15 protein-coding genes are annotated in these 18,825 nt (G+C 73.3%); 4 read left to right on the top strand and 11 right to left on the bottom strand.

Translation table 11 applies throughout. The annotated features are described in order from the left end of the window. Positions 1-64: 64 nt before the first annotated feature. Complete coding sequence (locus ACIP64_RS31480) at positions 65-1,456, bottom strand: diaminobutyrate--2-oxoglutarate transaminase family protein (protein ID WP_401593391.1); 1,392 nt, start codon at positions 1,454-1,456, stop codon at positions 65-67. A 224-nt stretch (positions 1,457-1,680) separates the two neighbouring features. Here ACIP64_RS31480 and ACIP64_RS31475 point away from each other — a divergent pair, with 224 nt between their 5' ends. Further along, positions 1,681-2,868, top strand: a complete 1,188-nt coding sequence (locus tag ACIP64_RS31475) for a trypsin-like serine peptidase (protein WP_401593281.1) — start codon at positions 1,681-1,683, stop codon at positions 2,866-2,868. Positions 2,869-2,947: 79 nt separating this feature from the next. Here the strand turns inward: ACIP64_RS31475 and hflX are convergent, their stop codons facing one another. From hflX to miaA, 6 genes are all read right to left on the bottom strand, one after another. Further along, a complete protein-coding gene (gene hflX, locus ACIP64_RS31470; protein WP_401593278.1) occupies positions 2,948-4,450 on the bottom strand; it encodes a GTPase HflX in 1,503 nt (500 codons plus the stop codon). A gap of 177 nt (positions 4,451-4,627) precedes the next feature. Then, positions 4,628-6,163 carry a M1 family metallopeptidase gene (locus ACIP64_RS31465; RefSeq protein WP_401593275.1) on the bottom strand — a complete coding sequence of 512 codons (1,536 nt, stop codon included), beginning with the start codon at positions 6,161-6,163 and terminating at the stop codon, positions 4,628-4,630. 71 nt (positions 6,164-6,234) lie between these two features. Next, the gene (locus tag ACIP64_RS31460) at positions 6,235-8,367 is read right to left on the bottom strand and encodes a RelA/SpoT family protein (protein WP_401593272.1); all 2,133 of its coding nucleotides are present in this window, start codon (positions 8,365-8,367) and stop codon (positions 6,235-6,237) included. Between the two features lie 153 nt (positions 8,368-8,520). Then, the gene (gene dapF, locus ACIP64_RS31455; RefSeq protein ID WP_401593270.1) at positions 8,521-9,399 is read right to left on the bottom strand and encodes a diaminopimelate epimerase; all 879 of its coding nucleotides are present in this window, start codon (positions 9,397-9,399) and stop codon (positions 8,521-8,523) included. A 17-nt stretch (positions 9,400-9,416) separates the two neighbouring features. Continuing rightward, on the bottom strand, positions 9,417-9,884 hold the full coding sequence (locus ACIP64_RS31450; protein ID WP_360912894.1) for a hypothetical protein: 468 nt from the start codon (positions 9,882-9,884) through the stop codon (positions 9,417-9,419). Between the two features lie 97 nt (positions 9,885-9,981). Next, positions 9,982-10,932, bottom strand: a complete 951-nt coding sequence (gene miaA / locus ACIP64_RS31445; RefSeq protein WP_401593267.1) for a tRNA (adenosine(37)-N6)-dimethylallyltransferase MiaA — start codon at positions 10,930-10,932, stop codon at positions 9,982-9,984. 106 nt (positions 10,933-11,038) lie between these two features. Between miaA and ACIP64_RS31440 the strand changes: the two genes are divergently transcribed. Continuing rightward, positions 11,039-11,254 carry an antitoxin gene (locus tag ACIP64_RS31440; RefSeq protein WP_360912803.1) on the top strand — a complete coding sequence of 72 codons (216 nt, stop codon included), beginning with the start codon at positions 11,039-11,041 and terminating at the stop codon, positions 11,252-11,254. On the opposite strand, the gene ACIP64_RS31435 is transcribed toward ACIP64_RS31440, so the two are convergent. From ACIP64_RS31435 to miaB, 3 genes are read right to left on the bottom strand one after another with little or no spacing between them, the layout of a single operon-like run. Next, positions 11,251-11,955 carry a class III extradiol dioxygenase subunit B-like domain-containing protein gene (locus ACIP64_RS31435; RefSeq protein WP_401593264.1) on the bottom strand — a complete coding sequence of 235 codons (705 nt, stop codon included), beginning with the start codon at positions 11,953-11,955 and terminating at the stop codon, positions 11,251-11,253. The two genes, ACIP64_RS31440 and ACIP64_RS31435, sit on opposite strands and share 4 nt — an antisense overlap. A 25-nt stretch (positions 11,956-11,980) precedes the next feature. Continuing rightward, positions 11,981-12,304 (bottom strand): hypothetical protein, encoded by a 324-nt coding sequence (locus ACIP64_RS31430; protein ID WP_401593261.1) that lies wholly within the window; start codon positions 12,302-12,304, stop codon positions 11,981-11,983. Positions 12,305-12,350: 46 nt separating this feature from the next. Continuing rightward, positions 12,351-13,838: a tRNA (N6-isopentenyl adenosine(37)-C2)-methylthiotransferase MiaB gene (gene miaB, locus ACIP64_RS31425; RefSeq protein WP_401593389.1), complete on the bottom strand. Its 1,488-nt coding sequence runs from the start codon at positions 13,836-13,838 to the stop codon at positions 12,351-12,353. A gap of 136 nt (positions 13,839-13,974) precedes the next feature. On the opposite strand from miaB, the gene ACIP64_RS31420 reads away from it, so the two are divergent. After that, entirely contained in the window at positions 13,975-14,958 is a 984-nt protein-coding gene (locus tag ACIP64_RS31420) for a TAXI family TRAP transporter solute-binding subunit (RefSeq protein ID WP_401593259.1), read from the top strand. A gap of 171 nt (positions 14,959-15,129) precedes the next feature. After that, positions 15,130-16,965 (top strand): bifunctional serine/threonine-protein kinase/glutamate ABC transporter substrate-binding protein, encoded by a 1,836-nt coding sequence (locus tag ACIP64_RS31415; RefSeq protein ID WP_401593256.1) that lies wholly within the window; start codon positions 15,130-15,132, stop codon positions 16,963-16,965. Between the two features lie 33 nt (positions 16,966-16,998). On the opposite strand, the gene ACIP64_RS31410 is transcribed toward ACIP64_RS31415, so the two are convergent. Continuing rightward, the gene (locus ACIP64_RS31410) at positions 16,999-18,777 is read right to left on the bottom strand and encodes an HAD-IA family hydrolase (RefSeq protein WP_401593254.1); all 1,779 of its coding nucleotides are present in this window, start codon (positions 18,775-18,777) and stop codon (positions 16,999-17,001) included. Positions 18,778-18,825: the final 48 nt, after the last annotated feature.

The raw sequence follows: 18,825 nt of genomic DNA, 5'->3' as shown, positions 1-18,825 counted from the left end.
GTGGCTCCTGGGGGGTCGGCGTGGCGGCGCGCGGTGCCGGCGGGGTCCGGGGTCACGAGGTGCTTCACGTCCGATCCGCGCAGGCCGCCGCCAAGGCGTCGGCCAGGCGGTCGAGGACGGCCTCGCACTCCTCGTCGGTCATGGTGAGCGGGGGCAGCAGGCGGACGACGCTCGCGTCGCGCCCGCCGAGTTCGACGACGAGGCCGCGGTCCAGGGCGGCGCGGCGGACGGCGGCGGCCAGTCGGGGTGCGGTCGGTGGGACGCCGTGGGCGGTGGGCGCGGCCTGATGCTCGGGGTCGATCAGTTCGAGGCCGAGCATCAGGCCGCGCCCGCGGGCGTCCCCGACGCAGGGGTGGGCGGCGGCGAGGTCGCGCAGCCGGGCGAGCATGCGGGCGCCCAGGACGGCGGCGCGGGAGGCGAGGCCTTCACGCAGGACGTGGGTGAGGGTGGCGGCCCCCGCGGCCATGGCGAGCTGGTTGCCGCGGAAGGTGCCCGCGTGGGCGCCGGGCCGCCAGACGTCGAGCTCCTCGCGGTAGACGACGACGGCCAGCGGCAGGCTGCCCCCGATGGCCTTGGCGAGCACCATCACGTCCGGCACGACACCACTGTGCTCGACGGCCCAGAAGGCGCCCGTCCTGCCGACGCCGGTCTGCACCTCGTCGGCGATGAGCGGGATGCCGCGTTCGCTGGTGACGGCGCGCATGCGGCGCAGCCAGGTGTCGGGGGCGGGGATGACGCCGCCCTCGCCCTGGACCGGTTCCAGGAGCATCCCGGCGGGCGGCCGGACCCCGCCCTTGGGGTCGTCGAGCAGACTCTCCGTCAGCCGGGCCGAGAGTTCCGCGCCCCGCTCCCCGCCCACGCCGAACGGGCAGCGGTAGTCGTACGGGTAGGGGAGCCTGGTGACACCGGCGTCCGCGGCGGCGCCCGCGGCGCCCCGCACGGAGGTGTCGCCGGTGACGGCCAGCGCGGCGGCCGTCATGCCGTGGTAGCCGCCGGAGAAGGCGAGCAGCCCGTCGCGGCCGGTGGCGGTGCGCACGAGTTTCAGGGCGGCCTCGACGGCGTCCGTGCCGGCCGGGCCGCAGAACTGCACCTTGCCGTGCTCGGCGAGTTCGCGGGGCAGCGTCTCGAACAGGGCGGTGGTGAAGCGGTCCTTGACGGGGGTGGCCAGGTCGAGCACGTGCAGCGGCGCACCGGAGTCCAGGACGGCCCGGATGGCCTCCACGACGACCGGGTGGTTGTGGCCGAGCGCGAGGGTGCCCGCTCCGGAGAGGCAGTCGAGGTAACGGCGGCCGTCGGCGGCCTCGATGGTCATCCCGTGGGCGCGCACGGGTACGACGGGAAGCGTACGGGCGTAGGTGCGGGCCGCCGACTCGCGCAGCGACTGACGTCGCAGGATGCCCTCGGTGTCCCCGAAGTCGTCCTGGTGCACCGCCAGTCGGTCCGGTGCGCTCGGCATGGCGGCCACGTGCTCACTCCTCGGTGTCGGCTGCAGCGCCCCCGGAGCTACCAACGACCGCACGGGCGCACGGCAACTGCCTGTGCCGGAGATCTCACGGCGGAACCGCCCGCGCGGGCCTTGCCGTCCCCTTCCACGGGGCATACGTCGCCCATGAGCGGGCAGAGTTGGGCATTGCCCTTCAGCGAGCAACCACCATGTTCACTACAGGGGGATCGCAACCGATGTCATCGATAAGCCGGTTGGCCGTGGCGGCGACCACGGCCGCGTTGCTCGCCGTCACGGCGACCGCCTGCGGCGGTTCCGACGACAAGGCCGATGCCAAGCCCAGCCCTTCGGCGTCCGCGTCGTCCGGGGACAGCGGGCTCCAGTTGCCCACCGACCTGCCCACCACCCTTCCCACCAGCCTCGACGACCTGAGCAAGTGGGCGGACGCGCTCCAGAACGGCGGCTGGAAGGACTGGGACAAGGACAAGTGGCTGCGGGACGCCGCCGACTTCATCAACCCGATCATCAAGGACCTGTGGGACGCCGACCGGCTCCGCGAGGCCGACGGGACCCCGGACGACGAGCAGCGGGCCGACGTCACGCAGGCGGACGACGGCACCACCGACCCCGAGCCGGCCGCGATCCGGGCGCAGCGGCTGGCGACCCCGTTCCACGACGCCTCGCCGGCGACGGGCAAGCTGCTGTTCGACATGCCGGACGGGCAGGCGGTCTGCTCGGCGACCGTGGTGAGCGACCCGGCGAACCCGGGGAAGAGCAATCTGGTGTGGACGGCCGGCCACTGCGTGCACGCGGGCGCCGCGGGCGGCTGGTACCGCAACATCGTCTTCGTGCCCTCCTTCAACAACGGGGGCCTGAGCGGCGCGGCACTGCAGAGCGCCACCAAGGAGCAGCTCGCCCCGTACGGCACCTGGTGGGCGACGAAGGCCGGCACCTCGAAGCAGTGGATCGACGGGGGCGGGGAGTCCTCGGAGACCAGCTCGGCCTACCCGTACGACTTCGCCGTGCTGAAGGTGACGAACCCGGACTCCACCAGGTCGCTGGAGGAGACGGTCGGCGCCTCCGTACCCGTCTGGTTCGACGCGCCCACCTCGGCGGCCATCGACTCCATGGACATCCGCGGCTACCCCGCGGCGGCGCCCTTCGACGGCTACGGCTACCAGCAGTACCACTGCGCGGGAGACCCGGTCCGGCTGGCGCTCACCAAGGGCGCGCCGACGATGCACTGGCTCGGCTGCACCATGACGGCCGGCGCCTCGGGCGGCGGCTGGTTCGCCAAGGAGCCCGACGGCACGGTCGCCCTGGTCAGCAACACCTCGATCGGGCCGCAGGACAGCCCCCGGTGGCTGGCCGGACCCCACCTGGGGTCCGAGGCGGAATCGATCTTCGACACGGTGCGCCAGTAGCCGCGAGCGGCGAGCCGACAGAGAACGCCGCAGGGCCCGCCCCTCCATGGGGCGGGCCCTGCGGCGTACGTACGTGCCGCTAGTGGCGCGCGGCGAGCGCGAACGGCTCCAGTTCCGCCGCCAGCTCGTCGTGGACGCGGGCCTTGAGCAGCGTGCCGTCGCCGGTGTGCTCCTCGGAGAGCACCTCGCCGTCGGAGTGCACCCGGGCGACGAGCGCGCCGCGGGTGTACGGCACCAGGGCCTCGATCTCGACGGCGGGCCGCGGGAGCTCGTCGTCGATCATCGCCAGCAGTTCCTGGATGCCGCGCCCGGTGCGGGCGGACACCGCGATGGAGTGCTTCTCGCGGCGCAGCAGCGACTGCAGCACCACGGGGTCGGCCGCGTCGGCCTTGTTGATCACCACGATCTCCGGCACGTCCAGCGCGCCGACGTCGCGGAAGACCTCGCGGACCGCGGCGAGCTGCTCGTCCGGGTTCGGGTGCGAGCCGTCCACCACGTGCACGATGAGGTCGGCGTCGGCGACCTCCTCCATGGTGGAGCGGAACGCCTCGACCAGGTGGTGCGGCAGGTGCCGGACGAACCCGACGGTGTCGGCCAGGGTGTAGAGCCGGCCGCTCGGGGTCTCCGCCCGGCGCACGGTCGGGTCCAGGGTGGCGAACAGCGCGTTCTCCACCAGGACGCCCGCGCCGGTGAGCCGGTTGAGGAGCGAGGACTTGCCGGCGTTGGTGTAGCCGGCGATCGCCACCGAGGGCACCTTGTGGCGCTTGCGCTCCTGGCGCTTGAGGTCGCGGCTGGTCTTCATCTCCGCGATCTCCCGGCGCATCTTCGCCATCTTCTCGCGGATACGGCGCCGGTCGGTCTCGATCTTGGTCTCACCGGGACCACGGGTGGCCATGCCGCCGCCCGAGGAGCCGGAGCCACCGCCACCCATCTGCCGGGACAGCGACTGGCCCCAGCCGCGCAGGCGCGGCAGCATGTACTGCATCTGCGCCAGCGAGACCTGCGCCTTGCCCTCACGGCTCTTGGCGTGCTGGGCGAAGATGTCGAGGATCAGGGCGGTCCGGTCGACCACCTTGACCTTGACGACGTCTTCCAGGTGGATGAGCTGGCCGGGGCTGAGCTCACCGTCGCAGACCACGGTGTCGGCGCCGCTCTCCATCACGATGTCGCGCAGTTCCTGCGCCTTGCCCGAGCCGATGTAGGTGGCCGGGTCCGGCTTGTCGCGGCGCTGGACGACGCCGTCGAGGACGAGTGCGCCCGCGGTCTCGGCGAGGGCGGCGAGCTCCGCGAGGGAGTTCTCCGCGTCGCGGACGGTGCCGTCCGTCCACACACCGACGAGTACCACCCGCTCCAGGCGGAGCTGCCGGTACTCGACCTCGGTGATGTCCTCCAGCTCGGTGGACAGACCCGCCACGCGGCGCAGAGAGGCACGTTCGGAACGGTCGAACTGCTCGCCGTCACGCTCCCCGTCGATCTCGTGACTCCAGGCGACGTCCTCTTCCATCAGGGCGTCGGCCCGAAGGCTCTCGGGGAGGCGCTGGCGGCTGCTTGCAGAGCTCGAAGAGGAGGAAGAGGAGGTCATTGGATCCTTTGCTCGGAGAGGAATCGATGCGCGGGGCGCTCACGCCTCGCGTACGGGACAACGCCTGGCGCGTCCGGGGGATTCCCCGGCCGGGCCGCGGCGCCGTCGCCGTACGTAGATGGTCGCACGCCGGTCCCCGCCCGGTCACGCGACTTTCGCCCGTGCGGGCGCGGGCCCTCAGCGGTGCCCGCCGTGTGCCTGGCCGTGCGCATGCCCGTGGGACTGGCCGTGGGACTCCGCGTGCGGAGCGGCATGGGGTCCCGGTTTGGCGGGGGCCGGCTTCCAGTCCGGGTGGCCCGGCATCGGGGGTGTGGTGGGCCCGTACAGCCACGCCCGCAGGAAGGGGCCGAGGTCGCGGCCGGCGGTCTCGGAGGCCAGGTCGATGAAGTCCTTGGTGGTGGCCACGCCGTCGCGGTGCCGGGTGACCCAGGCGCGCTCCAGCTCCTGGAAGGTGTCGGCGCCGATCTCCTGGCGGAGCGCGTACAGGGCGAGGGCGCCGCTGAAGTAGACGTTGCCGCGGAAGATGCTCAGCTTGGCCTGCGACCCGGGGTTGCCGGGCACGAGCGGGTGGGCCGGGGGCCCGCCGGCGCGGCGCAGTTCGCCGTCGACCTCGTAGGCGCTCTTCGCGAGCTTGTCCAGCGTGTACTCGTGGTACTTCTCGGCGCCGTAGCGCCACTGGTACCAGGTGGCGTGGCCCTCGTTCAGCCACAGGTCGGACCAGGTCCCGGGGCTCACGCTGTCGCCGAACCACTGGTGGGCCAGTTCGTGCACCATCACCGGCGTGGCGTCCTGCTCGCGGGCGAGCAGGACGCGGCGCTCGAAGAGCGAGAGGGTCTGCGTCTCCAGTTCGAAGCCGGTGATCGTGTTGGCGCTGAGGATGCCGTAGGTCTCGAAGGGGAAGGGGCCGACCTGCTCCTCCATCCACGCGATCTGGTCGGCGGTCTGCGCCAGCCGCTTCTCCAGCGTCGCCCGGTCGGGGTCGGCGGCGTCCAGGACGTCGCGCAGGGGCAGGCCGCCGGGCCCGGTGCGGTGCAGGACGGCGCTGTGCCCGATGGAGACCTGCGCGAGCTCGGTGGCCATGGGGTGCGCCGTGCGATAGGTCCACGTGGTCATGGCGCCCCGCGTGAGGGAGGGCTCGGGCAGGCCGTTGGCGACGACCGTGAGGTCCTTGGGGGCGGTGACGTGGAAGGCGAACCCCGCCTTGTCCGAGGGGTGGTCGTTGCAGGGGAAGACGGTGTGGGCGGCACTGGCCTGGTTGGCCATGACCAGCCCGTCCTTGGTGGGGATCCAGCCGCTGTCGTCCTTGGTGGTGGGGTCGCTGGTGTGGACGACGGTGATCTCCATCCGGCCGCCCTCGGGGACGGGGGCGGCCGGGGTGACGACCAGTTCCTCGCGCTCGGTGGTGAACCGGGCGGGCTGGTCGTTGACCTCGACGGAGCTCACGATGCCCCGGGCGAAGTCGAGGTGGAAGCTGTGCAGGGTGTCGGTGGCGAGCGCGTCGATGCGGGTGACGGCGCTGAGCGGCCGATTGTTGCCGTGGTAGGTGAGCGAGATGTCGTAGTCGTGGACGTCGTACCCGGGGTTGCCGAGCTCGGGGTAGAGCCGGTCGCCGATGCCGGCGGAGGTCGAGTCGCCGCCGGGCAGTCCCGCCGCAGTGAGCGCGATCACCGCGGCCGCGGTGAGGGCGCCGCGGCGCGCAAAGGATCCGATCATGAGACATCGGTATCAGCGCTCCGGGCACCTGAGGTGGCGGCGCGTCAGCACCCCACCCGATCGGGTATTCCTCAGGCCTGTGGGGTGGCGAGGGTCCCCTGGGCGCGGTACACGTCGTAGACGCCGGGTACGGCGCGCATCGCGCGCATCAGGGCCGGAAGCGCTCCCGGATCAGGCAGTTCGACGGTGTACGTGTGGCGTACCCGGTGCTCCTGCGGGGGCTCCACGGCGGCGTAGACGATGGCGGCGCCCTGGCCGGCGATGACCTCGGTCAGGTCGGCGAGCAGCCGCGGACGGCCCAGGGCCTCGGCGTAGAGCGTGGCGCGGTGGCCGGAGCCGGGAGCGTCGTGCCGCCACCGGACGGCGACCGGGGCGCGGCCGGAGTCCACCATGCGGGCGCTGACCGGGCAGCCCGCCCGGTGCACGGCCACCGTGCCGCCGCGGATGACGAAGCCGGTGATCCCGTCGGGCGGCACGGGCGTGCAGCAGCGGGCCATCCGCACGGTGCCGCCGGGCGGGTCGGTGTCGGCGGTCTCCGCGAGCGGGTCGGCGGTACGGCGCGTGCTGGTGGCGGCGGCGCGGACGGTGGGCGTGGCCGGCTGCTCCTCGGGGCCGGCCGGCGGGTGGGCCTCCAGCCACCGGCTGATGGCGATGCGGGCGGCGGGGGTGCGGGCGTGCTCCAGCCACTCCGGGGACGGCCCGGAGGCCTCCTCACCTGTGGTGCGGGCCATGAGCAGTTGCAGGGTGTCGCCGTCCTTGAGCGGGGTGCGCAGCGGCGCGAGCCGGCCGTTGACCCGCGCGCCGACGACGGCGTGGGCGGCCTCGCCGTGCAGCGCGTAGGCGGCGTCGGTGCACGTGGCGCCGTCGGGCAGGCCCACGGTGCCGCCGTCGGCGGAGAAGACGGTGATCTCGCGGTCCTGGGCGAGTTCGTCGCGCAGGGTGCTCCAGAAGAAGTCCGGGTCGGGGGCGTCGCGTTGCCAGTCGAGCAGCCGGGCGAGCCAGCCGGGCCGGGTCGGGTCGACGCGCTCGCCCTCGGCGCCCTCGGGGGCCTCGCCCGCCGTGTACGGATTGCCGAGCGCGATGACGCCGGCTTCGGCGGCCAGGTGCATCTGCCGTGTGCGGATGAGGACTTCGGCGATCCGGCCCTCGGTGTCGCGGACGGCGGTGTGCAGCGACTGGTAGAGGTTGAACTTCGGTGCCGCGATGAAGTCCTTGAACTCGGTGACGACCGGGGTGAAGCAGGTGTGCAGCTCGCCGAGGACGGCGTAGCAGTCGGCGTCCTCGGCGACCTGGATCAGGACGCGGCCGAAGTCGCTGCCGCCGGGACGCGCGCCGCCGCGCTTGAGCCCGACCCGGTGCACCGACACCACGTGCCGCGGCCGCACGTCGACCGCGGCGCCGATGCCGGCGTCCCGCAGCACCCGTCGCACGTCCTCGGCGACGGCGTCCAACGGGTCGGGCAGGGCGGCGTGTTCGACGATCAGGTCGGTGGTGCGGCTGTACTCCTCGGGGTGCAGGATGGCGAAGACCAGGTCCTCCAGCTCGGTCTTGAGCGCCTGGACGCCGAGGCGTTCGGCCAGCGGGATGAGCACGTCGCGGGTGACCTTGGCGATGCGCGCCTGTTTCTCGGGGCGCATCACGCCGAGGGTGCGCATGTTGTGCAGCCGGTCGGCGAGCTTGATCGACATCACGCGGACGTCGTTGCCGGTGGCGACCAGCATCTTCCGGAAGGTCTCGGGCTCGGCGGCCGCGCCGTAGTCGACCTTCTCCAGCTTGGTCACGCCGTCGACGAGGAAGCGCACCTCCTCGCCGAACTCCTCACGGACCTGATCCAGCGTCACGTCGGTGTCCTCGACGGTGTCGTGGAGCAGCGAGGCGGTCAAGGTCGTGGTCTCGGCGCCCAGTTCGGCCAGGATCAGGGTCACCGCGAGCGGGTGCGTGATGTACGGCTCCCCGCTCTTGCGCATCTGGCCGCGGTGCGAGGACTCGGCGAGCTCGTAGGCCTTGCGCAGGATGGCGAGATCGGCGCCGGGGTGCCGCATGCGGTGCACCTTGGCGATGTGCTCGATCGCGTCCGGCACGCGCCCGCGGCCGCCGGGACCGAGCAGGGCCGCGCGCCCCAGGCGGCGCAGGTCCGCCGCCCGAGGGATGCGCCTGCGCCCCTCGGCGTTCGGGGCGGCTTCCACTGCGTTGTCTGGGCTCATACGGGCACCTCCGGCAGCGTCGACCGGCGGCGGGACGGCTTCCGTGCCGGTGCTTGATGCTACCGAGCCCATCACGTGCCGCTGCCACGCTCTCGCCCAGCGTGATCGGCATCACCCGTTCGAGCGAATGAACACCCCGGGGGACGGGTACGCTTATGCGCCCTCGCGCATCAGGACCGGATCGATCACGCCTGTTGCGACAATGACGGCCGGGCCGGTCATCTCCACGGTGCCGTCCGGGTGTTCGGTGACGGTCAGGCGCCCGCCGGGCACGTCCACGGTGTACGTCTGCGGACGGCCCGTCACCGCCGGGTCGATCCCGTCGCGGCGGGCGGCGGCGACCATGACGGCGCAGGCTCCCGTGCCGCAGGAGCGGGTCTCGCCGGAGCCGCGCTCGTGGACGCGCATGGCGACGTGCCCGGGGCCCCGGTCGACCACGAACTCGACGTTCACGCCGTCCGGGTAGGCCGCGGCGGGCTCCCAGACCGGGGACGTCAGCAGGTCGCCGGCGTCGGCGAGGTCGTCGACGAAGGCGACGGCGTGCGGATTGCCCATGTTCACGTTGCGGGCCGGCCAGCGGCGCCCGCCGACGGAGACCTCGACCTCCCCCGCGGGGAGCGCGACACGTCCCATGTCCACGGTGACGTCGCCGTCCTTGGCGAGGTGCGCGCGCCGCACGCCGGCGCGGGTGGCGACCGCGAGGTCGCCCGCCTCCGCGAGACCGGCGTGCTCCAGGTAACGGGCGAAGACCCGGACACCGTTGCCGCACATCTCGGCGACGCTGCCGTCGCCGTTGCGGTAGTCCATGAACCACTCGGCCTCCGCGGCCATCGCCGCGGCCTCGGGGTGCTTCGCCGAGCGGACCACCCGCAGCACGCCGTCCGCGCCGATCCCGGCCCGGCGGTCGCACAGCCGGGCGACCATGGCGGGGGTCAGGTCGAGCTCCCCGTCGTGGTCGGGGACGATCACGAAGTCGTTCTCCGTGCCGTGCCCCTTGAGGAACGGCAGGCCCTGCGGTGCGGCGGTGGTCATGCCCCCGATCCTACGGGTCAGCGCAGGCGGGCGACGCGCCAGAAGGCCAGCAGCGCCAGCACGAGGATGATCGCCGCGTACAGGGCGAGGTAGCGCCAGTCGGGGCGCCGCTCGGAGCCGCGGGCGGGCAGTCCCGGCCAGGTGTGACCGACCTTGCGGGCGGCCATCAGGCCCCAGCCGGCCGCGCAGCAGCCCAGCAGGAAGCCGAGCATGGCGACCACGGCACCGCCGTCGCCGGTCTCGAAGGCGAGCGGGAAGGCGAACATCAGCGAGCCGAGCGCGCCCAGCCCGACGATCGGGGCGATCTGCCAGACCCGCAGCCGGCGCTCGGGGCGCAGTTCGCTGAAGGACTGCTCCTCCTCGGCGAGGGTCTGCGCGTCGAGCGGGTCCTCCAGGGGTCCGTCGACGACCAGGCGGTCGTGCTCCGCGTCCGCGGCACCCTCCGCCTGTTCCGGTTGCGGTCCGTTGCGAGGGCCGGCTTCCATCGCCACGCGCCCTCCAAAGAGTCCGACACCGTAGCCCGATGCTCGATGATGGCACGGCCGAAGTGGCGTCAAGTGCCGGTGGGGCGTCCCGATGCCATCACGTGATCAGGCTGTGACCGCTGGGCCGGGCCGGGTCGAACAGGGCGAGGGCCTGGGCCACCAGTTCCTCGCCGCGTCCGCCGAGCCAGTGCACACGGCTGTCCCGGCGGAACCACGAATCCTGACGGCGCGCGAAGCGTTTGGTGGCGCGCACGGTCTCGTCGCGCGCCTCCTGCTCGGTGCAGGCACCCAGGAACGCGGCCAGAACCTGCTGGTAACCGAGCGCCCGGGAGGCGGTCCGCCCCTCGCGCAGACCGGCCGCCTCCAGTGCCCGCACCTCGCCGACCAGCCCGGCGTCCCACATGCGGTCGACACGCAGCGCGATCCGCTCGTCGAGTTCGGGGCGCGGCACGTCGACGCCGATCTGGACGGTGTCGTAGACCGACCCCTTGGAGTGGGCGTCGGGCAGGTTCGCGGTGAAGGGACGGCCGGTGATCTCCACGACCTCCAGTGCGCGCACGACCCGCCGCCCGTTGCTGGGCAGGATCGCTCGCGCCGCTTCGGGGTCGACGGCGGCGAGGCGGGCGTGCAACGGCCCGGAGCCCCGCTCCTCCAGCTCGGCCTCCAGCCGGGCCCGGACCTCGGGGTCGGTGCCGGGGAAGTCCAGGGCGTCGATCGCGGCACGCACGTAGAGGCCGGAGCCGCCGACGAGGACGGCGCTGCGCCCGGCGGCCAGCAGCCGGTCGATCTCGGCACGGGCCAGGCGCTGGTACTCGGCGACGCTGGCGGCCTCCGTGACGTCCCAGATGTCCAGGAGGTGGTGCGGGACGCCGTGCCGCTCCTCCTCGGCGAGCTTGGCGGTGCCGATGTCCATGCCGCGGTACAGCTGCATGGAGTCGGCGTTGATCACCTCACCGTCCAGGGCCCGGGCCAGGGCGACACCGAGGTCGGACTTGCCGGCGGCCGTGGGGCCGACGACGGCGATCACGTGGGGGGCGTCGTTCTTCACGTGCACAGTTTCGCAAATTCCGGCGGCGCGGATTCACCCCCGGACGGGTAGCATCATCAAACAGAAAAGGTCATTTCGGGCTATTCCACGCAGGGGACGGTGAGCCATGAGCTTCATGGACACGCTGAAGGCCAAAGCCGAGCAGGCCAGGGTCAAGGCCGGGGATTTCGTGGAGCGCCACGGCGACGCGATCGAGTCCAAGCTCGACAAGGTCGCGCACACGGTGGACGAGAAGACCAAGCACAAGTACAGCAGCAAGATCGACTCGGGCGTGGACAAGACCAAGGGCGCCCTGGGTCAGATGAAGGAAAAGCGGGACTAGGACCAGACCGACACGAAGTAGCCCACTCCGTAGGGCGCCTCGTCGTACAGCAGCGCGCCGCCGAGTCCGGCCTGCTCCCCCGCACCGGCCAGCACCTGCCACGGTGCGCGGCCCGCCGCTCCCAGCTCGCTCGCCAGCCCCGCGTCCAGCCCGGCCAGTGCGGCCGTGTCCGCGCCGCCCAGTGCCCGCGCGACGGACGCGTCGAAGGCCTCGGCCCGGTCGTCCAGGTAGCCGGGCGCCTTGAGGGTGCGGCAGTTGGTGCCGTCCGCCATGACGAGCAGCGCGACCCGGTCGGCCAGGTCCGCGAGCCCCCGGCCCAGCTCCAGCATGCGCGCCACCGGGGCGTCCTCGGGCACCGCGCAGCCGTGCAGGGGCGCGGCCAGGCGGGCGTCGTCCAGCAGCACGGCGGCGACCGTCAGCGCGGGAGCCAGCGGCTCGGGGTCGGAGCCGTCGCCCAGGCGCACCGCGCGGTTCACTCCGTACGGGCGCAGCGACCCGGTGCCCCCGCCCTCCCAGACGTGCGAGCCCTCCCCCGCAGCGACCGCGCCGACCACGACGAGCAGGTCCGGGCGGGCCGCGGCGACGACGGCCAGCGCGTCGGCACAGGCGGCGCGCAGGGCGTCCAGCTCGGCGGAGGCACCCGCGGCGACCTCGGGCACGAGCAGCGGCGGACAGGGGCACACGGCGGCGGCGACCAGCATGATCGGAAGCCTAACGCGCGCCGGCTCACCAGCCCTCGGGCACACGGTCCCGGGGCGTGGCCGCCACCGAGGGGTCCTTGCTGTCGGCGACCAGCTCGGCGACGGTGAAGCGGCAGATGTAGGTCGTGGTCATGCCCTCGTTCACCTGGAGCAGGCCGTCGGCCGTGCGGTAGGTCGAGGTGCGCCGTACGCTCAGCGGCTTGCGGGGCCGGAAGGCCTGCGCCGCGCCCTCCAGGGCCCGCAGCGCGTCCTCACGGCTGCCGTCGGCGTGGCCGAGCAGGTCGAACTCCCAGCGCCTGCTGTCGCCGCTGCCTGCGGTCTCCTCGACGAACAGTCCCCACCGGCTCATGCCGTCCCCCTTGGATCTGCTGTTGTGCCGCCGGGTACCCGGCGGGTCAGTGGGCGGCGCAGCCGGGCGCGGCCGCGGGCACCGGCGCCGGGACGCCGATCGTCGGCAGCCCGAGCATCACGCCCGCCGGCTTGGCGGCCGCGGCCGCGGTGCGGCGCTCCCAGGCGTCGCCCGCCGGGGTGCGCCGGACGGCGAAGGCGGGGCGTTCCGCGAGCAGGTGGTGCGGCGCGGCGTAGGTGATCTCGGCGGTCACCATGTCGCCGGGGCGCACGGGCCCGGCCGGCGGCGCGAAGTGCACCAGGCGGTTGTCGCCGGCGCGCCCGGACAGCCGCCGCGTGGCGTCGTCCTTGCGGCCCTCGCCCTCGGCGACCAGGATCTCCAGGGTCCTGCCGACCTGCTTCTTGTTCTCCTCCCAGGAGATCTCCTCCTGGAGCGCGACCAGGCGCTCGTACCGCTCCTGCACGACGGCCTTGGGCACCTGCCCGTCCATCTCGGCGGCGGGAGTTCCCGGGCGCTTGGAGTACTGGAAGGTGAAGGCCTGGGCGAACCGTGCCTCGCGCACCACGTGCAGCGTCTGCTCGAAGTCCTCGTCGGTCTCGCCGGGGAAGCCCACGATGATGTCGGTGGAGATGGCCGCGTCCGGCATGGCCGCGCGCACCTTCTCGATGATGCCGAGGTAGCGGTCCTGCCGGTAGGAGCGGCGCATGGCGCGCAGCACCGTGTCGGAACCGGACTGCAGCGGCATGTGCAGCTGGTGCATCACGTTCGGGGTCTCGGCCATGGCCGCGATCACATCGTCGGTGAAGTCGCGCGGGTGCGGCGAGGTGAAGCGCACGCGCTCCAGCCCGTCGATCTTCCCGGTGGCGCGCAGCAGCTTGCTGAAGGCCTCCTGGTCGCCGATGTCGGAGCCGTACGCGTTGACGTTCTGGCCGAGCAGGGTCACCTCGACGACGCCCTCGGCGACCAGGGCCTCGACCTCGGCGAGGATGTCGCCGGGGCGGCGGTCCTTCTCCTTGCCGCGCAGCGCGGGGACGATGCAGAAGGTGCAGGTGTTGTTGCAGCCGACCGAGATCGACACCCACGCCGCGTACGCGGACTCCCGCCGGGTCGGCAGCGTGGAGGGGAAGGTCTCCAGCGACTCGGCGATCTCGACCTGGGCCTCCTCCGCGACCCGGGCGCGCTCCAGCAGCACCGGCAGGCTGCCGATGTTGTGGGTGCCGAACACGACGTCGACCCAGGGGGCCTTCTTCACGATCGTGTCGCGGTCCTTCTGCGCCAGGCAGCCGCCGACGGCGATCTGCATGCCCGGGCGGGCCGCCTTCTGCGGGGCCAGGCGGCCGAGGTTGCCGTACAGGCGGTTGTCGGCGTTCTCGCGGACCGCGCAGGTGTTGAAGACCACGACGTCCGCGGCCACGGTGCCGTCTGCGTCCTTGGGCGCCCGGACGTAGCCGGCCGCCTCCAGGAGGCCCGCCAGCCGCTCGGAGTCGTGGACGTTCATCTGGCACCCGTAGGTGCGGATCTCGTAGCTCTTCACATCCTGCTCTTCACGCTGCACCCGTCCAGGGTAAGGGGGCGCCGGAGGCGCTCGTGCTCGCGTTCCCCCCGGACGGGCCCGCGGCGGAGCGGGCGCACGCTGGCCAGGGCGGGAGGGGGCTGGCAGTATCGCCCGGATGAAGGCTCCCCGGATCGGCAGGCGCCGGGCCGTGCAGGCGGTGCTGGCGAGCGCGGCGGCGACCGCGCTGCTGCTGTGGTGGCTGCTGCCCGCCGACGGGCCGTCGCGCCCCCGGGGAACGGTGTCGTTCTCGACCGGGTCGCGCAACGGGGTCTACGAGACCTACGGCAAGCGGCTCCAGCCCTACCTGCGCACCGATCTGCCGGGCGTCCAGGTGCGGCTCGTGCCGTCCGAGGGCTCGGTGGACAACGTGCGGCGGGTGGCGACCGGCAAGGCGGACTTCGCCATCGCCGCGGCCGACGCGGTCGCGGACTACCGGGGCGCGGGGGCCGGGCGGCTGCGGGCCTGCGCCCGGCTGTACGACGACTACATGCAGCTGGTGGTGCCCGCCGGCTCCCGGGTGCGGTCGGCGAAGGACCTGCGGGGCCTGCGCGTCGGGGTGGGGCAGCCCAGTTCCGGGGTGAACCTCATAGCGCGGCGGCTGCTCACCGCGGCGGGCCTCGGGCACAAGGGGGACGTGCACCGGGAGCCCGTCGGCATCGACACGGCGCCGCAACTGCTCCGCGAGGGCAAGCTGGACGCGTTCTTCTGGTCGGGCGGGCTGCCGACCAAGGCCGTGACGGATCTGGCGGAGCGCTCCGACATCAGGCTCGTCCAGCTCGGCGACCTCGTAACGGCGCTGCACTCCGGGCGCGACGAGTCCGGCTACTACCGGCAGGCCCTGATGCCGGCGGACGCCTACCCGATGATCCAGGGCGGGCGGGCCGTGCAGACGATCGCGGTGGCCAATCTGCTGATCACCACGGACCGGGAGGACACCGGGCTGGTGGAGCGGCTCACCCGGACCGTCATCGACAGCCGGGACCGGATCGGCCAGGAGGTGCACGCCGCACAGCTGGTGGATCTGCGGACGGCCGTCTTCACCGACCCGCTCCCGCTGCACGCGGGGGCCGAGCGCTACTACCGCTCCGTGAAGCCGTAGACCCGCCGGCGTGCTCCCCGCGGCATCGCGCCGTGCCCCGGCGCGCGGGAAGCAGGCCCTTTAAGCGGCGTTCCGTCCGACATGTGATCATCTCCCTTCCCGGGGGCCGATGTTCATCCCTTGCGCCGCCCCATAACCTGTAGCCGACCACGGACCGATGGGGGCACAGGCATGAGCACTGAGGGTATTCCGGAGACCCTCATCGACGGCCGCTACGAGCTGCGCCGGCAGCTCGGGCGCGGCGGCATGGGCGTGGTCTGGGAGGCGTACGACAACCGGCTCGGCCGTCAGGTCGCCGTCAAGGAACTGCTGTTCCGCGGTGCGCTGGACCCCGAGACGCAGGCGCAGTGGGTGGAGCGGGCGCGCCGCGAGGCGCAGGCGATCGCCCGGATCGGGCACGAGCACGTGGTCGCGGTGCACGACGTGATCGAGGCCGAAGGCCAGGTCTGGATCGTCATGGAACAGGTCAACCCGCACTCGCTGGCGGACCAGTTGCGCGAGCGGGGCCGGCTGCCGGCGATGCAGGCGGCACGGATCGGTCTGGAGGTGCTGCGCGGACTGCGCGCGGTGCACGCGGCCGGCGTGCTGCACCGGGACGTGAAGCCGCACAACATCCTCTTCCGGCGCGATGGCCGCGCCGTGCTGATGGACTTCGGCATCGCCACCTTCGAGGGCGCGGCCCAGGTGACGCGGCTGCACGAGACCGTGGGCACCCCGCAGTACCTCGCCCCCGAGGTGGCCAACCGGCAGCCCCCCACGCCCGCCGCCGACCTGTGGTCGCTGGGCGTCACGCTGTACGAGATGGTCGAGGGCAGGGCGCCCTTCCGGGGGCCGACGCCGTACGAGGTGCTGGAGGCGGTGCGCACCTCGGAGCCGCCGCCGATGACGCACGGCGGGCCCCTGCGGCCCCTGGTCGACGGCCTGCTGATGAAGGACCCGGCGGCGCGGATGACGGCGCAGCGCGCCGAGCAGTTGCTGCAGCACGTGGCGCAGGAGACCCCGCAGTTCCCTCTGCCCGTCCTCACCGACTACGACCCGCAGGCCACGGGGACGGAGTCGACGCCGGTCCAGGAGCAGCTCACGGACCCGTCCGCGTCGGAGGGCTCCGGGCCGGCCCCGCGGCCCGCCGGGCGCCCCGCGTGGCGGCGCTGGCGCGCGCTGCTGGCGGGCGGCGTGGGGCTGGTGGTGCTGGCGGCGGCGGGCTGGTTCGCCACCGACGGGCTGCGGGACGGCAACGGGCTGCGGCTGGCCGGGTCGCCGACGTACCAGGCGGCCCGTGCGCGCGGCTATCTGCTCGTCGGTGTCAAGAAGGACCAGCCGGGGCTGAGCCAGGCGAACGCCAAGGGCGGCTACGAGGGCTTCGACATCGATCTGGCCTGGGCGATCGCCCGTCATCTGGGGTTCCAGCAGGTCCAGTTCACGGTCGTGGACACGCAGTCCCGCGAGTACCGCCTGAAGGCGGGCCAGGTCGACCTGATAGTGGCGAGCTATTCGATCACGGAACCACGCAAGAAGCAGGTCGACTTCGCGGGCCCCTACTACCAGGCGGCGCAGGACTTCCTGGTGCGCACGAACTCGCCCATCCACGGCGCGCAGGACCTGTTCGGCCGCACCGTGTGCACGGTCACCGACTCCACGCCCGCGGAGCGCCTGCGGAACCAGTTCCCGCTGATAAAGACCGACCAGCAGGCGTCGTACGGGATCTGCGTCGACGAGTTGCTCAAAGGCCAGGTCGACGCCGTCTCCACCGACGACATCATCCTCGCCGGCTACCGGGCCCAGCACCCCGCGCAACTGCGCCTGCTGGGCGTGCCCTTCGGGATCGAGGAGTACGGCGTGGGCATCCAGAAGAACGAGCCCGCGCTGAAGCACGCCATATGCGACGCGATCCAGGACGAGATCACCTCGGGTGCCTGGCGGGCGTCGTACATCAAGCACCTCAAGCCGCTCACCCCGCAGCAGCTCGCGGACCAGCGGCCGCCCGAGGAGATGGAGGAGTGCGCCTGACGGCGCCGGGGTCCCCGGGCGGCCCCGCGGGGCTCAGCGCAGCGCGAAGGTGGTGACGACGGCGGCGTGGTCGGAGGGCCACGCGTTGCCGGCGACGTCGGGCTCGGGGCGGGGCTCGCCGGTGACCAGTGCGGTGGAGTCCAGGACCTCCAGCCCGCGGCCCGCGTAGAGCACGAAGTCGATCCGGTCCTGCGGTTCGGGCTCGGGGTTCACCGGCGACCAGGTGGTGCCGGGGTCGCGCACCGGGTCGGGGCGGGCGTCGCGGTAGGAGTCGCGCAGCCCGGCCGCCTCGGCCTCCAGGGTGACCGGCCAGGGCACCTCGCGGCCGCCGTGCAGCGGGGCCGCCGCGGCGGTCCAGTCCAGGTGGGAGGGGACGTTGAAGTCCCCGACCAGCAGCACCGGGGTGGTGTCGCGGGCGTCGAGGTCGCCGGCCATGTCGTGCAGGATCCGCCGGATCTCGCCGAGGCGGCCCGAGGCCGCCTCGCGCTCGGCCAGTGCCTCCACCGGCAGCCGGTCGTGGAGGGCGTCGTAGGGGCCGTAGGGCGTGTAGTTCAGGTGCGCGCTCCACAGCGTGACGTCGCGGTCCGCGTCGAGACGGACGGTCGCGCCGAGGCCGCCGTAGAACGGGGTGGCGGGCAGGCCGTGGCGGGAGACGATCGGATAGCGGCTGATGACGCCGAGGTTGTCGCCGGCCTGGTGGTAGTCCCAGCCCAGTGCCTCGGCCAGTTCCTTGGCGGAGTGGGTGCGGGTCTCCTGGAGGCCGACGACGTCGGCGTCCGCGTCCAGCAGGACGCGCAGCTGCTTGTCGCGGTGGTCGTCGACCCTCGTGCCGCCGAGCCACAGGTTCCACGTCATGACGCGCAGTTGCCGCACCAGGGGCTCGCCGGCCGCGGCGACCGGCACCCGGACGGTGACCGAGGCGGTGCGCCCGGTGTCGTCGGTGGCGGTGACGGTGACCTCGGCCTCGCCGGGCGCGTCGGGTGTGCCGGTCACGGTGCCGTCGGCGGAGACCTCGGCCCAGCCGGGACCGGCGGCCTTCGCGCACGTCACGGGGGCGCCGCGCAGCAGGCCGCCGACGGTGGCGCGGAAGGGCTCGCCGACGCGGGCGGCGCGGGTGGTGAAGGCGGGGACCAGGAAGGTCGGCGCGCGGTGCACCAGGTCCCGCAGCACCGCGATGCCGGCCCGCTCCAGGCTGTCCAGCACCAGGCGCCCGGGGCCGGGCGGGATCGGCGCCAGGGAGGGCACGGCGAGCACCCGGCAGCCCGCGGCCTCGGCGGAGGCCACGCCGGTCGGGGTGTCCTCGACGGCGACGCACGAGGCCGGGTCGGCGCCCAGGGCGCGGGCCGCGGCGAGGTAGGGGTCGGGCGCGGGCTTGGTGCGCTCGGTGTCGTCGGCGGTGAAGGAGACCGCGAAGCGGTCGCGGCCGAGGACGTCCAGGACGATGTCGACGACCTCGCGGGACGAGGCCGACACCAGCGCGATGGGGACGGCGTGCCGGGCCAGTTCGTCGAGCAGTTCGATCGCGCCGGGGCGCGGCACGGTACGGACCCGGACCCGGGCCGCGAACTCGTGGTGCAGGACGGCGGCCAGCTCGTCGGCGCGGGTCGCCGTCCCGGTCGTGCTCACCAGATGTGCGGCGGTGTGCTCGACGGCCTGACCGAGGACCTCGGTCACGTCGGCGTCGCCGAGCACGTGCCCTAGCCCCGCGGCCACTTGCTCGACCGCCTCCCACCACAGCTGCTCGGTGTCGACGAGCGTGCCGTCCATGTCGAACAGGACGGCCTGGAGCGGGTGGGTCGGAGGGTGGGTCACGGGGCTCTCTTTCAACGGGGTGTGGGGGGATGGGCGGTGCTGTCGGGG

The organism is Streptomyces sp. NPDC088733, from assembly GCF_044751185.1.
Lineage (GTDB): Bacteria > Actinomycetota > Actinomycetes > Streptomycetales > Streptomycetaceae > Actinacidiphila.
The sequence above is the reverse complement of the archived record's forward strand: the minus strand, read 5'-3'. Positions and strand labels throughout refer to the sequence as shown.